Origin of the sequence: Ferrimonas aestuarii (genome assembly GCF_005116665.1) — a bacterium.
GTDB lineage: Bacteria > Pseudomonadota > Gammaproteobacteria > Enterobacterales > Shewanellaceae > Ferrimonas > Ferrimonas aestuarii.
Window position 1 is genome coordinate 36,973 of sequence record NZ_SWCJ01000024.1, and the last position, 18,471, is coordinate 55,443.

The 18,471-nt window shown below is 55.1% G+C and carries 21 protein-coding genes and 1 riboswitch; of the genes, 6 read left to right on the forward strand and 15 right to left on the reverse strand.

Annotated elements, in window-relative coordinates:
- Window positions 1-38: 38 nt before the first annotated feature.
- Complete coding sequence (locus FCL42_RS19955) at window positions 39-848, forward strand: helix-turn-helix transcriptional regulator (RefSeq protein ID WP_136865193.1); 810 nt, start codon at window positions 39-41, stop codon at window positions 846-848.
- Window positions 849-927: 79 nt separating this feature from the next.
- Window positions 928-1,980 carry a DUF2860 family protein gene (locus tag FCL42_RS19960; protein ID WP_136865194.1) on the forward strand — a complete coding sequence of 351 codons (1,053 nt, stop codon included), beginning with the start codon at window positions 928-930 and terminating at the stop codon, window positions 1,978-1,980.
- A gap of 90 nt (window positions 1,981-2,070) precedes the next feature.
- On the opposite strand, the gene azu is transcribed toward FCL42_RS19960, so the two are convergent.
- Window positions 2,071-2,529: an azurin gene (azu, locus tag FCL42_RS19965; RefSeq protein ID WP_136865195.1), complete on the reverse strand. Its 459-nt coding sequence runs from the start codon at window positions 2,527-2,529 to the stop codon at window positions 2,071-2,073.
- Window positions 2,530-2,917: 388 nt separating this feature from the next.
- On the opposite strand from azu, the gene FCL42_RS19970 reads away from it, so the two are divergent.
- A complete protein-coding gene (locus FCL42_RS19970; protein ID WP_136865196.1) occupies window positions 2,918-3,505 on the forward strand; it encodes a GNAT family N-acetyltransferase in 588 nt (195 codons plus the stop codon).
- Window positions 3,506-3,760: 255 nt separating this feature from the next.
- Here FCL42_RS19970 and cobO read toward each other — a convergent pair whose 3' ends face one another.
- The 13 genes from cobO to FCL42_RS20035 form a co-directional block, all read right to left on the reverse strand.
- The gene (cobO, locus tag FCL42_RS19975) at window positions 3,761-4,360 is read right to left on the reverse strand and encodes a cob(I)yrinic acid a,c-diamide adenosyltransferase (protein WP_136865197.1); all 600 of its coding nucleotides are present in this window, start codon (window positions 4,358-4,360) and stop codon (window positions 3,761-3,763) included.
- Entirely contained in the window at window positions 4,347-5,342 is a 996-nt protein-coding gene (locus FCL42_RS19980) for a TIM barrel protein (RefSeq protein WP_136865198.1), read from the reverse strand. The genes cobO and FCL42_RS19980 overlap by 14 nt, the downstream gene beginning before the upstream one ends.
- 3 nt (window positions 5,343-5,345) lie before the next feature.
- On the reverse strand, window positions 5,346-6,122 hold the full coding sequence (gene cobS, locus FCL42_RS19985) for an adenosylcobinamide-GDP ribazoletransferase (RefSeq protein WP_136865199.1): 777 nt from the start codon (window positions 6,120-6,122) through the stop codon (window positions 5,346-5,348).
- Window positions 6,112-7,482, reverse strand: a complete 1,371-nt coding sequence (locus FCL42_RS19990; RefSeq protein ID WP_136865200.1) for a cobyrinate a,c-diamide synthase — start codon at window positions 7,480-7,482, stop codon at window positions 6,112-6,114. The genes cobS and FCL42_RS19990 overlap by 11 nt, the downstream gene beginning before the upstream one ends.
- Window positions 7,472-8,938 carry a cobyric acid synthase gene (locus FCL42_RS19995; protein ID WP_136865201.1) on the reverse strand — a complete coding sequence of 489 codons (1,467 nt, stop codon included), beginning with the start codon at window positions 8,936-8,938 and terminating at the stop codon, window positions 7,472-7,474. The genes FCL42_RS19990 and FCL42_RS19995 overlap by 11 nt, the downstream gene beginning before the upstream one ends.
- 50 nt (window positions 8,939-8,988) lie before the next feature.
- Window positions 8,989-10,053, reverse strand: a complete 1,065-nt coding sequence (locus FCL42_RS20000; protein ID WP_136865202.1) for a nicotinate-nucleotide--dimethylbenzimidazole phosphoribosyltransferase family protein — start codon at window positions 10,051-10,053, stop codon at window positions 8,989-8,991.
- Window positions 10,050-10,667 (reverse strand): histidine phosphatase family protein, encoded by a 618-nt coding sequence (locus tag FCL42_RS20005; RefSeq protein WP_136865203.1) that lies wholly within the window; start codon window positions 10,665-10,667, stop codon window positions 10,050-10,052. Before FCL42_RS20005 ends, FCL42_RS20000 begins: the two co-directional genes overlap by 4 nt.
- Window positions 10,657-11,208 (reverse strand): bifunctional adenosylcobinamide kinase/adenosylcobinamide-phosphate guanylyltransferase, encoded by a 552-nt coding sequence (locus FCL42_RS20010; protein WP_136865204.1) that lies wholly within the window; start codon window positions 11,206-11,208, stop codon window positions 10,657-10,659. The genes FCL42_RS20005 and FCL42_RS20010 overlap by 11 nt, the downstream gene beginning before the upstream one ends.
- Complete coding sequence (locus FCL42_RS20015) at window positions 11,208-12,044, reverse strand: cobalamin-binding protein (protein WP_229359918.1); 837 nt, start codon at window positions 12,042-12,044, stop codon at window positions 11,208-11,210. Before FCL42_RS20015 ends, FCL42_RS20010 begins: the two co-directional genes overlap by 1 nt.
- Complete coding sequence (locus FCL42_RS20020) at window positions 12,044-12,580, reverse strand: bifunctional adenosylcobinamide kinase/adenosylcobinamide-phosphate guanylyltransferase (RefSeq protein ID WP_136865205.1); 537 nt, start codon at window positions 12,578-12,580, stop codon at window positions 12,044-12,046. Before FCL42_RS20020 ends, FCL42_RS20015 begins: the two co-directional genes overlap by 1 nt.
- Complete coding sequence (locus FCL42_RS20025; RefSeq protein WP_136865206.1) at window positions 12,577-13,590, reverse strand: FecCD family ABC transporter permease; 1,014 nt, start codon at window positions 13,588-13,590, stop codon at window positions 12,577-12,579. Before FCL42_RS20025 ends, FCL42_RS20020 begins: the two co-directional genes overlap by 4 nt.
- Window positions 13,562-14,377 (reverse strand): ABC transporter ATP-binding protein, encoded by an 816-nt coding sequence (locus FCL42_RS20030; protein WP_136865207.1) that lies wholly within the window; start codon window positions 14,375-14,377, stop codon window positions 13,562-13,564. The genes FCL42_RS20025 and FCL42_RS20030 overlap by 29 nt, the downstream gene beginning before the upstream one ends.
- A gap of 134 nt (window positions 14,378-14,511) precedes the next feature.
- Window positions 14,512-14,691: riboswitch (cobalamin riboswitch) on the reverse strand.
- 134 nt (window positions 14,692-14,825) lie between these two features.
- Window positions 14,826-15,710 (reverse strand): ABC transporter substrate-binding protein, encoded by an 885-nt coding sequence (locus tag FCL42_RS20035; protein ID WP_136865208.1) that lies wholly within the window; start codon window positions 15,708-15,710, stop codon window positions 14,826-14,828.
- 158 nt (window positions 15,711-15,868) lie between these two features.
- On the opposite strand from FCL42_RS20035, the gene FCL42_RS20040 reads away from it, so the two are divergent.
- The 3 genes from FCL42_RS20040 (at window position 15,869) to FCL42_RS20050 (ending at window position 18,347) form a co-directional block, all read left to right on the forward strand.
- Window positions 15,869-16,774: an ABC transporter ATP-binding protein gene (locus tag FCL42_RS20040; RefSeq protein ID WP_229359919.1), complete on the forward strand. Its 906-nt coding sequence runs from the start codon at window positions 15,869-15,871 to the stop codon at window positions 16,772-16,774.
- The gene (locus FCL42_RS20045) at window positions 16,774-17,772 is read left to right on the forward strand and encodes an ABC transporter permease (RefSeq protein ID WP_136865209.1); all 999 of its coding nucleotides are present in this window, start codon (window positions 16,774-16,776) and stop codon (window positions 17,770-17,772) included. The genes FCL42_RS20040 and FCL42_RS20045 overlap by 1 nt, the downstream gene beginning before the upstream one ends.
- Before the next feature lie 71 nt (window positions 17,773-17,843).
- Entirely contained in the window at window positions 17,844-18,347 is a 504-nt protein-coding gene (locus tag FCL42_RS20050) for a GNAT family N-acetyltransferase (RefSeq protein ID WP_136865210.1), read from the forward strand.
- A 7-nt stretch (window positions 18,348-18,354) separates the two neighbouring features.
- On the opposite strand, the gene FCL42_RS20055 is transcribed toward FCL42_RS20050, so the two are convergent.
- On the reverse strand, window positions 18,355-18,471 hold a 117-nt coding region (locus FCL42_RS20055; RefSeq protein WP_136865211.1), incomplete at its 5' end, for a transposase.

Sequence of the window (18,471 nt, forward strand, 5' to 3'; positions counted from 1 at the left end):
GACTAATGGGCAATTTTTCATGGGTCAGGCTTCGCGCTATGGGTTTGAAAACCGACATCAGCTTTGAGCAGCTGTTGCAGTCACAAGTTCGCTTAATGACCAACTGCAAACCCGCAGAGTTTGAAGCCTGTCTTGAACCGCTGGCTCTGCAAGCTCTGGAGTGGTTCGATCTGGATCGCTGCACCCTATTCCCCAACTCCATGTTATCCATTGAAGAGGATCACAACCTCTCCTTTAACCGCAACGGCATCGCCAAGTTGGTGATAGAGGAGTTTACCCAAGGGGATGCCATCCGCAATGTCCACGACTATCTAAAACTGCTGCGCGCCGATGTTCCCTATCAGGTGTTTACCGAACGCCACCTTGCCAACAGTGACATCGTGGCGCTCAAAACTCTGCATCAGCAAGGCGCTCGCTGGCATTGCATCATCCGTCTGCAGCTATTCGGTCAGGTGTGGGGCGCGTTGGCTTTTGCCCGCTTTAATCGCCCAGGCTCTCCGCCGTCAGAGTCCCAGCTGCTGCGCCTAAAACTGCTGTGCGATGCGTGGCTGGTATACTGGCAGCACGCCAGTGTCGCCAAAGCGCTGAATCACGGCCAAGAGAAGCTCAACGATGAGCAGCAGAAGCTGCAAAAACTCAGTAAAAAGCAGCGGGCGGTCTTGTCTTTACTGGCCCAAGGACTCAGTGCTAAGCAGTGCGCCGAAAGGCTGTTTCTGAGCCCAAGAACCATCGAGTCTCACAAATACCGCATGCTTACTATGTTGGACTTTGACAGCCACTCAGAACTGATTCAATTCGCACTGAGAAATGGCTTAGGCTTTAGCCAGCCCCAAGACAAGGCAGTGTAAAATGCAGTAGATCTACGGTATGGATATTTTTCGCCATTGGTAGAGTTGTCGGCCGTTATCCAACTGAGCCGAACTCACCATGCGTTTATCCGTTACCCCTCTGTTTTTACCGCTGTTTTTCTCTTTCACCAGTGCCGCAAAACTCGCGCCGACGGCGGGCTTTAACGGCGAGGTCAACCTGCTGACTGGCTACTATCGAGACACCAACAACCTCAGTACCAACGCCAGCGCCTATCAGGACAACATCACCTCGAAAGCGAAAACCAATAACGAACTGCACGACAGCATGGACGGGAAAGGCGTATTTGGACTGCTGGGAGAAGTGACCTACACCTTTGGGGAGGAGCTCAATTATCAGCTGTTTCTTGGTACCTCTCGAGAGGAGATCGCCACCGGCTCTCTTGCCTTCGAGCTGGGCTATAAATATGAGCTTGGCGACGGCACCACAGTGGCCATATCCGCGCTGCCAACCCTAGTGTCCGCCGAAGTTTGGCAAGACCCCTATGCGGTGGCCGAGGAGCGACAGGAAACCGATCTCTCTGGCACTGCAGGCCGCATCAAGATTGACCACATCATGGGCACTGGTTTTGGGCTGGATTTTGGCTTTGGCAGTTCCCAAGTGGATGAAGACCGAGCGGGCTTCGATGCGGCTTATGGTAGTGAAGACGTTGCCTCTTTTGATGGCGACCTGTTAACAGATGAGGAACTGGCACGGCTGCAGCGAGATCGAGACTACTTCAGCGTCAAAGCCCAGTACCTGTTCTACTTGCCAAATAAACGCGGCGCCCTGCTGCCCTCGTTAACCGTAGTCAGCTCCGATGCCGATGGCGAAGCCCAGTCCTATAACTCCTATAAAGCAGAGCTGACCTACGTCAAGGTACACAACCAGCACAGCTTTGCACTCACTTTGGATGGGCGATATCGTGAATACAGTGAAGTCAATCCACTGTACGGCACGCTACGAGAAGATCGCCAGTATGGCGCGTTCTTCGTCTACGAATACGCCAATGTCTTTGGGACCCAAAACTGGTCGTTGGTCACCCTCACTGGAGCCAACGTGATCGACTCTAATATCGACTATTACGACGCCGACTTTATGTTTGTCTCCATCGGCGCCAACTACAAATTCTGAGTCAATTTGATCGCCAATTCCCTGCATTCAAAACTTAAAGAGCACCTAATTTAGGTGCTCTTTCTTATTCACGGTTTTGCATCGGCTCCATCAAGCCTTGATGATGAAATCACCCTGCATGATGGCCCAGTGGCCTGGGAACGAGCAGAAGTACTTAAAGCTGTCACCGGCATTCAAGCCTGCGATGCTGAACTCTAGCGTGGTGCTTGCCCCACCGCCAATCACTTCGCTGGCAGCGATCACTGCTGGGTTATCGCGATTTACGTAATCCTTATCAGGACCTGCGCTCATGCCCTCGGTGGCAACCGCTTGCATGTCAGCGGCTTTAGTCAGAACCCAGTTGTGACCCATGGTGGTCTTAGGCAAAGTGCCATCGTGAATCAGGTTAAGCTTAACCTTCTCACAGCTGGCAGACACTTCCAGTACCTTGGTATCAAACTGCATCATATCGTTGGCCTTGATGGTCAACTCACACTCGTTGGCGGCGGCAACGCCACTGAAAGCCCATGAACACAGTGCCAATGCGGCGATGGATAGACGCTTAAACATAGCTGCTTCCTTAATGCTACTAATGAAAAATCTTGCCGAGTATACCCAAGCCAGAGAGTTATTGATAATCATTTTTATTATCAATTGATATTTTAACTCCCTGATCTTTGTAGCTGTTATACGGCCTAGGCACCCTGGCAGTTCAGTGGAGCATAAGAACAAGGCCAACCCCTTATCACTCTAGAATCGCGCTGGCTCCGATTGAGGCAGTCATTCTCTCGACAGAAAAACCGCACCGACAGGGAAAACATGGCCACCTCAAAGCCAGTCAGATTGCCACAAAGGTGTGATACCATATCGAAACTCTGCGGTCGCCATCGCGCAAGCAAAAGCGCAATGCAATTAGCGTGTCAGCGAACAGGCAAAATCATAACAACATAGGTCCGGTATGCTTCCCATCTCCATCTCTTCAGATATAGAGCTCACTCTGGTCTCCCCCAGCTTGGCCCCAGAATATCTGGCCATTGTCGAGGCTCAGCGAGACTATTTGGGCCAATGGTTACAGTGGCCCCACCTTGATTTAGACGAAGCGTTCTTTGTCGGCTTTATTGAGGGCTGTCGCAGAGAGTATGCCGCTGGCGCATCCATGGCCTGCGCCATGCTCTACCAAGGACAATTGGTGGGAAACATTGGCCTTAAAGAGATCAACAACGCTGAGCGCAAAGCGGAGATCGGGTATTGGCTCAGCCAAGATTTTCAGGGTCTTGGAATCATCAGCCAAAGTCTACAAGCGCTGTTGACTCATGCCTTTACCCAACTCGATTTAGACAAGGTCGAATTGGCCATTGCCACTGGCAACCTCGCCAGTCGCCGTGTCGCTGAGCGCAACGGCTTTGCTTTTTCTCACATCGTTGCCAACGCCGAACAGATCCAAGGACGCAGCTTGGATCATGCGTGGTATCGAATCAATCGGGAGAATTGGTCGGCAACTAAGCAAGAGTTAACGTCAAAGTCAAAGCCTGCTGATGTCGCCTAAAATCGTTCAGGGTTGTTTATCTTTAGCCTTTGCATTTAAACCAAGGTTACCCCATCTTTCGACACACAAATGAGCATGGAAGATCAACAGCCCTTAGGGAAGGAAACCGCGGCGAGTATCGGCATAGCTCGCCGCGGCGTTTCATGATTGCAGGGAAATGCGTGATGAAACTGGGGCCAGTGTAGAGAAATCCCCGTCACTTAGTAATGGTGTTTCTCACAGCCTTTTTGAAGAATTTTACGCTTTGTCCCCTTATTACCAATCCACCCCTTTTTGTGCCTTAATGCCCGCTTCAAATCCATGCCTAACCGACTTCACCTCAGACACCGTATCGGCCATCTCCAAAATGGCGCGGTGACAAGCTCGGCCAGTGATCACCACGTGTTGGTGAGCAGGTCTGTTGTTTAGGGCCTCTAGCACCTCATCCAGATCCAGATAACCGTAGCTCAGCATGTAGGTCAGCTCGTCAAGCAGCACCAGATCCACCGACTCATCGGCCAGTGCGGGCTTTATCTGCTGCCACACCTTCTCTGCCGCTTCGATGTCGGCACTGCGATCTTGAGTGTTCCAGGTAAAACCGGTTTTCATCACCTCAAAGGGCACCCCAAGTTTCTCCAGCACATTACGCTCACCGCACTCCCATTGGCCCTTAATAAATTGTGCCACTTTGCAGTTAAGGCCATGACCTACCGCTCGCAACACGGTACCAAAGCCGCTGGTGCTTTTGCCTTTGCCGTTTCCGGTGATCACCAACAACACCCCCTTATCGATGGTGGCGGCTTCTACCTTGGCGTCTACGGTCTGTTTGAGTTTCTGTTGTCGCTGTTTGTGGCGATCGCCATCACGCTGGTTCATGGGATTCCTTTGCAAGATGTGGGGCACCCAGTGCCCGCTGTTGTGTCTGTATGTGCTGTTTCCAGCTAACTAAATCCGGTTGAGCCATCTCATGCACCAAAAACTGCGGCGAGATCTGCTCAAACAGCCGCTGCACCTTGGGAGTGGTAAATGGCAAATGGGGGTCAATACTGCTGACGTGGGTTAAGATCCGTTCGAACTGGGCCCACCAATCTCCTTGAACCTCTGGAGCCTGGGTGCCCGGTGTTAAGTGGTGGCCCCCCAAACTGGCGGTCAGGTGCAGGGTTTTGATCTCCGAGCTTAATTCTAAGCGTTTAAGCTGGGTCAGTAGGTTGTCGATGCCCAGCTCTTGGCAATCCAAACGCCAATCGCACGCCATAAAATGACCCGTGTCGAGGCAGATCCCCACCTTGTGATAACCAATTCGCGATTTGAGGTAATCGTACTCATCGCGGCTGTGGAGGCGAAAACTCTGCTTCCACCATAGGTTTTCCATCAGCAGCCATCCATCAAAAGGGCTGCCAATCAGTGCTCGATTAAGCAGCTCGGCGCACAGCTCTAGGGACTGCTGGAGAGACCACTCAAACTGCTGGGTATAGATGCCATCGCCATCAACGATAGCAGGGTGAAACACCACGTATTTGGCCCCCAACTGGTGAGCCAAATTAAGTTGGAAGCGATACTGTTCAATGAGCCCCTCGATGTCGGTGCAGCCGAACATCTGCTCCACCACCTCCCAACTGCCAAAGCGAGCCAACAGAGCCGCTTCATCCCCTTGCCACAACAGGTGAAACTGAGGATGGAAACTCAAATGAAAGCCGTGAATCAGATCCGCTGGGATCGCGCTGGCCTCGAACCGGCCGTAACTGGCGATCTCATAACCATCAAGGCCAAGCTCCTGCACCAGCTCCCGCGCCTGTTGCCAGTCACTCATCAAGTGCCCGGGCGTCGGTGTGGCGCAAAGATTAATTAACTGCTTCATCGATTAGCTGCCCAGCACGGCCACGGCGATAAGCAAAGTCACAATCTCCACCACCTGCTGGGTCGCCCCCAAGGTATCGCCGGTGTAACCTTGAATATGACGCTTCATTAGCCACAGCATCGCCCCTAAACTCACGGCCCAGCCGATAACAAGGGGCCAGAACAGGGCGCCTAGCCCTGCAGATGCCCCATAAATCAGCATCAATACCGGCGGCGACCACAACGTCAGCAGATGGTCACCTGCAATGGGTTTATTGGCCTGTGGGGTTTTCGATGGCCCCTCCAGTCGAGCGTAACTAAGTAGCTTAGGCACCAAACCGGCTACGGCGCGACTACCGGAGTGGGCCAGTAGCAGTACCGGTAACGCCGCCGCCATTGGTAAGGATGTGATGGCCAGCACCGACAGAGAAAACGCGCCAATCAGCGCCAATACGCCGTAGCTGCCAATCTGTGAGTCTTTCATGATCGCCAGTTTGCGCTCACGCTCCCAGCCCCCCCAAAATCCATCACAGAGATCGGCCAATCCGTCCTGATGCAGGGCACCGGTAAAAACGATGGTGGCAATCACCGCCAGCACCGCAGCTAAGGGCTGGCCCAGCAATGGGGCCAATGCCCAAAGCCACAGCCAACTCCACAGGCCAATCAAAATGCCGATGGTACTGAACCAGCGAGATGCCCGCCCCATATCCGCGCCGTCACACCAGGTCCAAGGCACTGGCACGCGGGTAATAAAACTCAGCGCCGCCGCCAACTCACGACGCCAATTGGACTCATGACTCATGGTCTGCCACCTTAGAGGGGATGATCTCTTCGCCTAAAAACAGCGACACAAAGAATCTAGGCGCACTTGGCAGATACCAGTGCACGTAGGAGGCCAGCAGCCGGTGATGTCGATAAACAGGCTCATCCACTTTAACGATGCCATTTTGCTGGGCGGTGGCGATGTGCTTCAGATCGATGTTGGATTTGGAGAAGTGGAAGCTGTGTCCCCGAGCCGCCTCAATCGCCCTCTCACCACCAAAACCGCTGGTTAGCTCAGCGCTCATCATGCCAATGGCCGCCAAGCGTTTCTGCATTTGCGCTTGCCCAGGAATAACCCCAGCCAGTTGATGACATTGCCCCTCCACCGTCGTCAGTTGATTTAGCAGATACAACATGCCGCCACACTCCGCCAGCGCCGGTTTATCCCCATTCACATGAGCTTGAATATCCTCAATCAGCGCATCGTGTTCTGATAGCACCTTAAGGTGCAGCTCAGGGTAACCTCCGGGCAGATAGAGGGCATCGCATTGGGGTAATCGCTGTTTCGCCAGGGGGGAGAAAAAGCGAAGCTTGGCACCCATCTGCGTCAGGAAATTCAGGTTGTCCTGATAGATAAATGCAAATGCGGCATCATTGGCCACGGCGATGGTTTTCCCCTGCAGTGGCTGACCCAGTTCACTAATGGCAGTATCCTCAGCCACCGACTCAAAGCTAACCGGCGGCGGCAGAGTCAGTGGCACACTGTCCGCCAGCTTGGCGGCAGCGGTTTCTAGCCATTCATCTAATCCAGGGATCTCCTGAGCCTGAACCAACCCTAGGTGGCGATCCGGCAGTGCCAGCGCTTCGTCTCGAGGCAACGCGCCCGCAAAGGTGATGCCTTGAGGCACACTGGAAGCTAACAATTTAGCGTGGCCTGGGCTGCCCACCTGATTGGCAACGACCCCATAAAGGTTGAGCCTGGAATCAAAGTTCGCCAACCCATAGGCAATGGCACCAAAGGTTTGGGCCATCTTGGCGCCGTTTATCACCGCCAGCACCGGCAGGCCAAACTGAATGGCAAACTCCGCACTGGAGCGTTTGCCGTCAAACAGCCCCATCACCCCTTCCACCAAGATAAGATCCGCCTCTTTGGCGGCCTCAGCTAAATGGCGGCGACAGGCGGACTCGCCCATCATACCAAGATCCAACTGATGAGCGGGGTTGCCACTGGCCTGCTCATGAAACTTCGGGTCGATGAAGTCGGGGCCGCATTTAAACACCCGTACCCGCTTGCCTTGGTTGCGCCAGTAGCGGGCCATCGCCGCCACCACCGTGGTTTTGCCACTGTCACTGCTGCCTGCGGCAACCAGTAGCGCTGGGCAGGAGAGTTTATTGGCCATCCTTCACTCCCAAAGACGCCAGCAGGCCATCCACATCCAAATACTGCTCCATGGCATCCGCTAATTGATTGATGCCCTGCTCCTGCAGCGCGCGCACGTCCACCGACCCACCTTGATGGTGGCCAGCCCAACGCAGCAGCAATTCGCAAGCATCGGGGTCATCAAACACGCCGTGTAAGTATGTGCCTAGCACCTGACCGTCGTCACTCAGCGCGCCGTCTAAACCACTTTGCAGCGCAAAAGGTTGCTCACCATCAACATCGGAGACGCCCGCATGAATCTCATAGCCGCGCACTGGGGTGGTTTGCCCCAGCAAGGTCAGCTTGCCTTCACTGCGCTTGAGCTGTTTCTCCGGTGCCAGCGTGGTGGAGATGGGCAGATAGCCAAGGCCGTTGGAACTGCCAGACTCCCCTTCCAGCCCCTCGGGGTCGTGCAGAGTGTGCCCCAGCATCTGGTAGCCACCGCAGATCCCCATCACCTTACCGCCATAGCGCAGGTGCTTGGCGATCTGGCGATCCCAGCCCTCTCGGCGAAGCGCGTCCAGATCGCCGCGTACGCTTTTCGAGCCCGGCAAAACAATCAGATCCGCCGGTGGCAAAGGCTGGCCCGGACGCACAAATTTCAGATCCACTTTGGGGTTTAGCCGAAGCGCATCAAAATCGGTGTGATTGCTGATGCGGGGCAATCCAGGAACCACCACAGTAAACAGGCGATCGCCGTCGGTTTGCTGAGTAGCAATGGCGTCTTCCGCCTCAATGTAGAGGCCTTTCAAGTAAGGCAGTACGCCAATCACCGGCACGCCAGTTTGCTGCTCGAGCCACTCAAGACCGCTGTCGAGCAAGCTAGGATCCCCTCGAAATTTATTGATGACAAAGCCCTTCACCCGGGCCTGTTCACTGGGCGAGAGCAGTTTCAAGGTTCCGTAAAGGTGGGCAAACACCCCACCACGGTCGATGTCGGCGACAATGATAACGGGACAATCGGCCGCTTCGGCAAAGCCCATGTTGGCGATGTCGTGCTCCCGCAGGTTGATCTCCGCCGGGCTGCCTGCCCCTTCCACCATACGAACGTCCGCCTGCTGGCGTAAAATCTCATAACTTTCCAGCACCTTACCCAGTAACTTGGGCTTATGATGGTGGTACTCCTGAGCTTCCATGTTGGTTAGCGCCTTGCCCTGAATGATCACCTGGGCGCCCACATCGGTATTGGGCTTTAGCAACACCGGGTTCATGTGGATAGTCGGCTCAACGCCACAGGCCACCGCCTGCGCCGCTTGCGCGCGGCCAATTTCGCCGCCGTCGGCGGTCACCGCGCTGTTAAGTGCCATGTTTTGTGGCTTAAACGGGGCAACCTTGTAGCCGCGACGTACCAACACTCGGCACAAACCGGCAACCATGGCGCTCTTACCGGCGTCACTGGTGGTGCCCTGCACCATAAGATCGAATTGAGATTTCATGGAAAACTGTCCCTTATCTAGGCTCGCATCCACAAGCCATCGTGCTTTGTTTATTCGATATTCGCCCGAACTCGCTGCCGGTGCGCCTGAATATGTTGACGACAAGCGCCATCAAGCGCCGCCACGATCGATGCTTGGCTTACGCCAAGCTGTTCGGCCAGCACCAAAGTGCCACCGAGACCACACCCTTCTACCACCTGCCCCTGTTCATAGCGGTGCAGGCAGTGATGGTCGGCCTGATTAAAATCCGTACTGTGCTCAAGTAATTGGCAGCGCTGTGGCAGGGACAGCAATGCCTGACTGCCATCGCCCTCCAGTACCCAGCGGGTGGTGGCAATGGTGCTGTCGCCGTCAAACCAGCCGATACGTTGGCACGCCAGCAGTGGCGCCAAAAACATCATGCCGCCAGCCAAAAATGGCAACGGCTTGCCCCTAGGCCAATGACGAAATAGGTGGCAAAGAGCCTGTTGAATCGGGTCGTGGGCACCTTGGGTCGCCAGCATCCGCTCAAGACAGAACTCGGACTCCAGGTGCTCTGCACACAGCTCCGTGAGTAGCGCCTCTTTTTGTGCCAGCTTCTCAGGGTCTTTCGTCGACCCTGCAGGGCTTAGGGCTTTTCCCGTCAGTCCCCTTAGCCATAAGGTGGAAAACGTGGTGCCACCAACGCCGCATTCTGCCAACACACTGTGCTCTGCACGCTGACTTAGATCGATAAGGGTCTCAAGCAGCTGCTGACACAAACGCTGATGATCGGCGCCTTCGCCGCCAAAGTGCTCCACCTTCCACGGGCTTTGGCCCGTTTGGGGCAGCGGATTGCCAAAATTAAAGCTGCGAAATTCCACCTCAAACCCTTGCTCGGTGAGCAGCTGCAGCAACCCGTGAGTCAATACCGACGGGCTGATGCCACCATTGCCCAACAAACCGTCAAATGCCAAGGTTCCAGGCTCAGGCGTCGGCAGATTCAGTTCAGTTAGGGCGCGGCCATAGGCGATCACTTCGCTGTCGCGAGTGGGCGTTAGGTGCATCAGGTTGGCCCCGGCACCGGCATCGGAAAGACGATGCAGCTGCGCCAAAGGGGCGATGCCATTAATGATGGTGAAACCGATGACACTCATGGCAACTCCGGCGTTGGAATCAGGCCTGCCAGCTGCGGCCACAAACAGCCATCGTCATCAAAATAGAGAGTAAGGTGCAGTTGACTGGCATGACCGGCCACCACTTTGGACAGGTGCGCATTGCCGCTACTTTGATTAAACAGCCACGCCAACAGCCCTCGAAGCACACCGCCGTGTGTCACCACCAAAATTCGCTGACCATCACAATCTTGAAACCGATGTAAGCCTTGAACTAAGCGGGCCGTCAACGCCTGCATCGACTCGCCAGATGGCGGCGTAATGGCAAACGGATTTTCCCAATAGGCGGCGAAAGCGCCATCTTGTCGCTGCCACAGTTCCACCAAACTTTGACCGTCCCAGTCACCGAAATTCAGCTCGGCAAAGGCGTCCTCTACCCCGTAGGCTAACCCGCTGGCATCGGCAAACGGCTGGGCAAACTGCTGACAACGCAGCCTTGGCGAACTCACCACTCGGTCAAATTGATGACCGGACACCACCTTGTCGCACTGGTCAAACCCCAACTCAGTTAGGTCGGGGTCAGTCACCCCTAATAACCGGTCGCTTTGCTGCGGTTTTCCGTGCCTGAGCAGCACCAGATTAACTTCACTGGCCATGGTTACCCTCACTATTTGCCTGAGCGGTTTTCACTTCAATGCCTCGCCCAGCGCTGCACCACCACAGGGCATCGGCGATCTCACCAATGCCTTGATGCAGCTCGCCAGCCGCAGCCACGTAATTCTGAGTTAGCGCATCGTCAGGGATCAGCCCATGGCCAACCTCGGTGGATACCAACACCACCTCAGCTTGAGATTTCACCTGAGCCAGCACCTGCAACAGCTTTCGCTGTTCCAAGGCCATATCCGCCTCGGCCAACAACTGGTTGGTGAGCCACAGAGTCAAGCAATCCACCAAGATGAGGGTATTGGGCTTGCCTTCATTTAGCAGCAGCTGCGCCAGTGCTCTTGGCTCCTCGATGCAGTACCAACTGGCGGGGCGACGGCGCTGGTGCAGCTCAATACGCTCGGCCATGCTGGGGTGGCGCTCGGCGGTGGCCACATAGAGTATGCGTTTGCCCTTGGCCTCGACGGCAAAGGCGGCTTCTTCAGCCAAGGTGGACTTACCGCTTCTGGCCCCGCCAAGATACAGCGACAACATCAGGGCTGACCTCGTACGTCATCGATGGCCTGACACACTTGAGCCATGCCAATCAGCACTCGAGGACCGGTGCGATTTAAGGTATCCCCATCCATATCCAAAATGTGATTTCCAGCAACTGCGGGGATCTCCGGCCATCTCGACCAATCCATGGCGTCCAAGTCCATGCCTCCATGGTGTGGGCGGATGATCAGTTGCGGCTGGCGCACCAGCACCTGCTCCACACTGATCTGTGGATACTCTGACGTCATGCCGTTTTCGGCGCCATCGAATACGTTGTCGCCACCACAATCGGATATGATCTGAGACAACCAGCCATTGGCGGTGGTGATCAGTGGCTCGGGAAAGACCTGCAGAAACACCGGCACCGGCGATTGATGGCGATAACGGCTGCGAAGCGCCTTCAATTGATGACGAAACTCTGCTGCCACCTGTTTGGCTTGAGAAGCGTTACCGGTGAGCTCCCCTAAGGTCTCTAGACGATCAGGTACCTCATCGATGGCGTCCACACCGCTGTCCACAATGGGAACCCCAAGTAACTGCAACTGCTGATACAGCTGGGCCGCGGTGTCATTGACGCCCAGTACAATCAAATCCGGTTTGAGCAGCATGATCTGCTCCAGATCCAAGTGATCGTGACGTCCCACTCTGGGGATCGCCTTGGCCGCCTCAGGGTAATCGGCGTAACTCACCGTGGCCACAATGCGCTCGCCTGCCCCGATGGCATAGAGCATCTCCACCGAATGAGGAGTCAGCGCCACAATGCGCTCTGGGGCCGCCAATGCCAGCATCGGTAGAACGAGCAGCACGGCCAGTGCTCGAGACCAGAGCGTCATCACAAGCCCCCCTTCAGTGGCAGCGGTTGACCGGCTATCACCATGGTTACCTGATCGCACAACTCACCGGTTGCCTGCAGCAACCAGCCATTTTGATCCACGAATTGACGGGTTTCGGCGCCCATGGGCACCACGCTTTGCCCTAGTTCATTGCCGATCATCACCAGCTCTTCCACTTGAACCGACTCCAGCGCTTCCAACAGTTCTGCTCTGGCCTCTGCGTAAGCGTCTAGTCCCGATTCCAGCTCATTAGCAAGCCACAGGGTCAAGCAATCCACCATCACAAAACAGGGCTTTCCGTGCAGCTTAGCCAGCGCCAGCCCTAAGTCTCGAGGCTGCTCCACGGTGATCCAATCACTGGGGCGGTTGGCACGGTGGTGGGCGATACGCTCGGCCATAGAGCCACCGCCTTGCCGCAGTTCTGCGGTCGCGATCACCACCACGTCGCCGCCACTGCGCTGCTGCCAATCACTGGCCCATTGCTGTGCCAGTCGGCTTTTGCCGGAGCGAGCGCCGCCAATCACTAATCGCTTCATCTGCGCTCACCTCGACGTTTAATCAGCAGACCTAAAAAGAACACGCTACCCAAGATGGCGGTCACCACCCCCACAGGCAGCTCTTGAGATGGCAACAGCCAGCGAGCCAGCAGATCCACCCACACCATCAGCAGCGCACCGGTAATGGCGGTCACTAAGATGCCTATCACCCCACCACTGCCAATCAGCATTCGTACAATGTGCGGCACCATCAGCCCCACAAAGCCGATGCCACCACAGTTGGCCACCAAGGTGGCAGTCAGCAGCGCCGTCAGCAGCAGCATGCCTAAACGCAGCGGTTGTACCGCCACGCCTTGGGTGTGAGCACTTTCATCCCCTGCCATTAATGCCATCAACGCTCGCTGTTGGTGAGCAATCACAATCAGCGCCACCAGCAAAATCAGCGCGGGTATGCCCAAATCGCCCCAACCGGCACGAGCAAAACTGCCCATGGTCCAAAACAGCACCGCTTGAATGGCTTGAGCTTCAGAGAAATAGAGCACCAAATTGGCCAGAGAACCCAGTAAAAAGGAGATCGCCACCCCAGCGAGAATCAGCCCTTCGATGCGGCCATCTCGAGCCATCACCATCACTACCATCACCGCAATCAGCGCACCAGCGAAGGCCGCCACCGGCAGACCAATGGTGCCAAGGCCAATGGTCAACGCGATCACCGCCCCAAGGGAGGCGCCGGAGGAGATACCAAACAGGTAAGGATCAGCGAGGGGATTGCGAGTGATGCTTTGCAGCACCGAGCCACACACTGCGAGGCCGGCACCGCAGATCATCGCCATCAGCACTCGGGGAAAGCGCAGCTCAATCACGATGCGCTCACCAATGGAGCTGGGTTCGGCGGCACTTAACAGGGTTTTAATGGCGCTGATGACCGTGGAGAACTCCAATTGAGCGCTGCCAATGGCGATGGCAAAAATCGGTGACACCACCAAAAGCGGTGCCAAAATCAATAACATCCACTGAGGTTTAATGAGCGTCACTGGCGACCTCACCATAGCGGAAGGTAATGCGAGGGTGCTTGCCTTGCGGGTGATTATCCACCTGGCTGTCGACCCCATACACGCGGCTGATCCGCCGTGGGCTGAGCACCTCTTTGGGCGAACCAAAGGCCGCCACCTTACCGTGTTCCAGCAGCAATACGTCGTCACAAAACGCCGCCGCCAAATTGAGATCGTGAATGGTGGTTACCACGGAGATCCCCAAGCTTTTCACCAGCTTGAGCACTTCAATTTGATAACGTACATCCAGATGGTTGGTGGGTTCGTCCAGCAGCAACAGGCTTGGCTGTTGCAGCAAAGCTCGGGCGATCAACACGCGCTGCTGCTCGCCGCCGGAGAGCAAGTCAAAGCGCAGCTCGCGCTTATCCAGCAGACCAACGCGCTCCAGCACCTCATCAATGGCGTTGGCGTCGGCTTTGGGATCCGCCCACTGCCAGAAGGATTTTCGAGCCAGCAAACCGGTACTGAGCAGCTGTGCCACCGAGGTTTGAAACCCTTGAGGGGAGTGTTGCAGCACCACCGCAACCTCTCGGGCAAACTGGCGCTGGCTGTATTTGCCAATGGCTTTGCCGCCATAAGCGACCTGACCTTGGCTGGGAGTAAGGTAGCGATATAAACAGCGCAACAGAGTGGATTTTCCCACCCCATTGGGCCCAAGCACTCCGACCATTCGTCCCGGAGCCACTTCGAAGCTGACGTCATCTATGATGGTTTTGCCATCACAGCCCCAACTTATCTGGGACACCGTCAGCGACTTTGATTCTGTTTGTAATTCGTATTGCATGTCGCGTCCGCCAAGACGCGGGCGTGGCCGCAGCCACCTATGAGCAGTGAAACCGGTTTATTGACACTCTCGGTTCAATAAACCCGCTTGCTGTCCAAGAAACCCGCTTGAACATTAATGTAAAACTCAGGGTGCATACACACCCTCCTAGGGCCGGTCTCCTGACTTTCAGCGTCTAGATAAACCCCTTCCCAGCCATGGCCAGTGGTTATGGCTTATCGCTCTGATTACAGTTGCGAGTACAGTTGCGGCCTCTCACCGCATTCCCATGATTCCCAACAGCGTCGGAAATCGCCCAATTCAAAAGACCTTAACACCAAAACGACACTGAAACACGGTGACCGTTAACATTGCCGAAAGATGAGGGTCTGTTTCTCATTGATTGTGAAATCTAACAGGTAAATCACCCGCTTTTGGCACAAAAAAACACCCAAAAGATCAATAATCTCTATTGCCCGTGAATCGCCTCAGCGAAAAGCTGCACCGCCTTTGCCAAACCAGGGCTGGGCTGCTTGGTTACCGCTGAGTCAATAAATCGCACCCCGCCATGTTGCACCGCAGCCACCTTGTCTGCGTCTTTGCGGCCCATGACCTCTTCAATGGTGGTGGTGCCGTTGCCTGCCCGAGGGCCTTCAAATACCGCAGGCTGAGCTCCAGGCCAAATTGGAATCAAAATAACATCTGGATTAGCGGCAACCACCTCCTCCCAGGTTACCGCCGGCGCATTGCCAGGACGCTCGGCAAACAGAGGCTCGCCGCCAGCCAGCTCAATCAGTTCACGAATGTAAGAGTCGGCACCGGGAACGCATTTATAGTAGTAGTTGAGTTCGTAATAGACCTTCGGCCGCTTGCCCTGCTGGTAGGTTTCACTGATGCTGGCGATATCACTTTTGAGCTTATCCACCAAGGCTTTGGCTTGGTCCTGCTTGCCCATGCGCTCCCCCAAGGCCAAAAACTTAGCGTAGATGTCGTCCACACTGCGCTCCTGCATGTGCAAGGTATCGATGCCTTTAGCGTCCAATTTGGCTTTCAGCTCCAACTGCAAAGGGCTGGCGGTGAGCACCAGATCGGGATTTTGCGCCAGAATCTTCTCCAGTTTGATGTCGGTAAAGCCACCAACCACGGTCAGTTCACCACTTCTTACCCGAGCGGGCACCGCTTCAGGGAAACGAGCATACCGAGTCACCCCCACCAGGTTGTCGATGCCCCCCATCTCCGCCACCGTATGACTCCAACTGGGAGCCAGAGTGACGATGCGCTCCGCTGCGGCCCAAACCGACACCGATTGCAGCAAAGCCAACAAACAAAACAGGGAGGAGAAAACGCGCCGCATAGTGACAACTCTGATTCTAAAATGAGCCGTCACTGTGCCGAAATCTGGGGGGTAAAACCAGCAATAAAGCCCAAGAATTGGGGCCTGAACACAGTTTTGCCATGAGCTCAAAAAGTATGTAAAAACTCACAGTGATTCTGAACGGCCAGGTGCAAATAATGCGAGTTAATTTCGATTATTTGACCTTACCTATGCTACTAACCGCGACCCAAATCCGAAAACGCTTTGGCGATCATCAGGCCGTTGATGGGGTTGATATCTCCCTATTGGAAGGCCAATGTCTGGGGCTTTTAGGCCCAAATGGCGCGGGGAAGTCTACCACCTTAGAGATGCTAGAGGGGGTACAGCAACCGGACAGTGGCAGCATTTTATTTGCTGGTCACCCGCTGTCGAACAGTTATCGGGAACAGATCGGCATCCAGTTTCAACAGACCGCCCTGCCCGATTACCTGACCGTTCGCGAATGCATCGAGCTGTTCTCCAGCTTCTACCATCAATGCATCAGTGTGGATGAGTTGGTGGCGCTCTGTGACCTAGGCAAGTTTATCGACAAGCTGCACTTTCATCTTTCTGGAGGCCAGCGCCAGCGATTGCTTTTGGCGCTAAGTTTGGTCAACCAACCCCGGCTGCTGTTTCTGGATGAACCCACCACAGGGCTGGATCCCGTGGCTCGAGCTCAGTTCTGGGAGACCTTAAAACAGCTCAAAGCCCAAGGGCTCACCATGTTGCTTACCACCCATTATATGGACGAAGCCGCCGAACTGTGCGATCGCACCGCCCTGATGAATCACGGCAAGATCGTTGCCGAAGACACCCCTCAAGCGCTGCTCAAAGACCACTTTGCGCCACTGCTGGCGGAACTCGATGGCTCTCTTGAGCTGCCAAGCCCGCTGATGGATCAATACCGAGTGCAAAAACAGAGCGGCAATTGGACCGTTGAATGTGGCAGCGCCGATGAGCTCATCGCCAAGCTCACCAGTCTCAAGGTACCCCTACGAGGCTTCTCCGTGCGCCAGCCCAATCTGAACGATCTCTTTATTAAACTCACAGGACAGGTGCTCTGATGGCCACGTCTCCCCGCTCTCCGCTGTTTAGCCTGATCCATGCTCGCAATAAAGAGTTCATCCGCGACCGCTCGGCCCTCGGCTGGTCACTGCTGTTCCCGCTGATTCTGATTGTGGCTCTGGCACTGGTGTTTGATAACGACGATGCCCCCATGTACCGAGTTGGTATCGTGGGCCAGCCAACAGCGGCCAGCGCCCTATCCGATCTGAAATACATCAACTGGCTGCACTACGACTCCCTTGAGCAAGCCGAGCTGCGTGTGGCTCGCCATCGCATCGATCTGCTGCTTACAGAGCACGGCTATGCCATCAACCCAGATAACCGCAGCGGCTACTTTCTGGAACAGTTGCTGCTGGCAAAAGCGCCGCGGTTAAACAAACTGGTGATCAACGGCCGCTCCATGAGCCACGTAGAATGGTATCTGCCGGGGATCTTAAGCATGAATATGATGTTTTCGGCCCTATTTGGCGTGGGCTATGTGTTAATTCGCTACCGCCGCACCGGCGTGCTCAGACGGATGCAGGTAACGCCGTTAACGGCGAGTCAATTTTTGCTATCACAACTGTTGTCGCGCCTCATTGCCATCATGGCCACCGCCATTTTGGTATTCACCGTGGTGGCGCTCATGTTTGATGTCACCATTCAAGGCAATATTCTGCTGCTGCTGCTCTCCAGCAGTCTGGGCACCGCAGCGATGATCAGCATCGGTCTGTTGGTGGCCTGCCGAACCCGATCCGATGAGCTTGGCAACGGCATACTCAACCTACTGAGCTGGCCGATGATGCTGCTATCTGGGATCTGGTTCTCCATGGAAGGTGCCAGCCCTTGGCTACAAAACCTCGCCAAGCTTCTGCCCCTATCGCACATGAACAGCGCCAACCGCGCCATCATCAGCGACGGCGCAGGGCTAATGGAAGTGTTGCCACAGCTGGCAGGATTGGGTGGCCTAACCCTGGTGTGCTTCGCGGTAGCCGCCTACAGCTTCCGTTGGGATTAACCGGTCAATGATGGCGTAACTGTCTGAATTCGCTATGATGGACTGAGAATAACACCAAACTCAGGAACGCCATGTTAGTTGAAACCCAGCGCCTCACCTTGACCCCATTCACCCTAGACGATGCTCCTTTTATGCTGGCACTGATGAATGAGCCCAGCTACATTCGGGGCATTGCCGATCGCGGCGTCCGCACCCTATCGCAAGCCAAGGCGCAGATCGAAGAGCGCATCCTCTCAAGCTACCAACAGCATGATTTTGGCATGTACAAAGTCAGTCTCAAGCAGACCAATACCCCCATTGGTGTGGCGGGGCTGGTGAAGCGGCCACAGCTTGATGAACCGGATCTGGGCTACGCGTTTTTAGAGGAGTTTCATGGCCAAGGCTATGCCTGCGAAGCAGCAGACGCGGTGCTGAAATACGAGCTCCCTCGACTGGGCATTAAACACGTGGATGCCATCGTCAATGCGGACAACCTAGCTTCCATCGGCGTACTGACCCGTCTGGGCTTCCAATATTGCGATGAAATTCTACTAGAGCCCAGTGTTCTGGTTTCCCGCTACCGTTTAGGCAAATAAAAAAGGTTCATCGCGGATCTCCGGGGAATGCTGATTTTATCTTCAAGAAAAAGTACTCAGTGTCCCGGTAGCCGTAAGCCATGCGCTTAATCAATTTGATTTTGTTGTTCATCCCCTCGAGCCG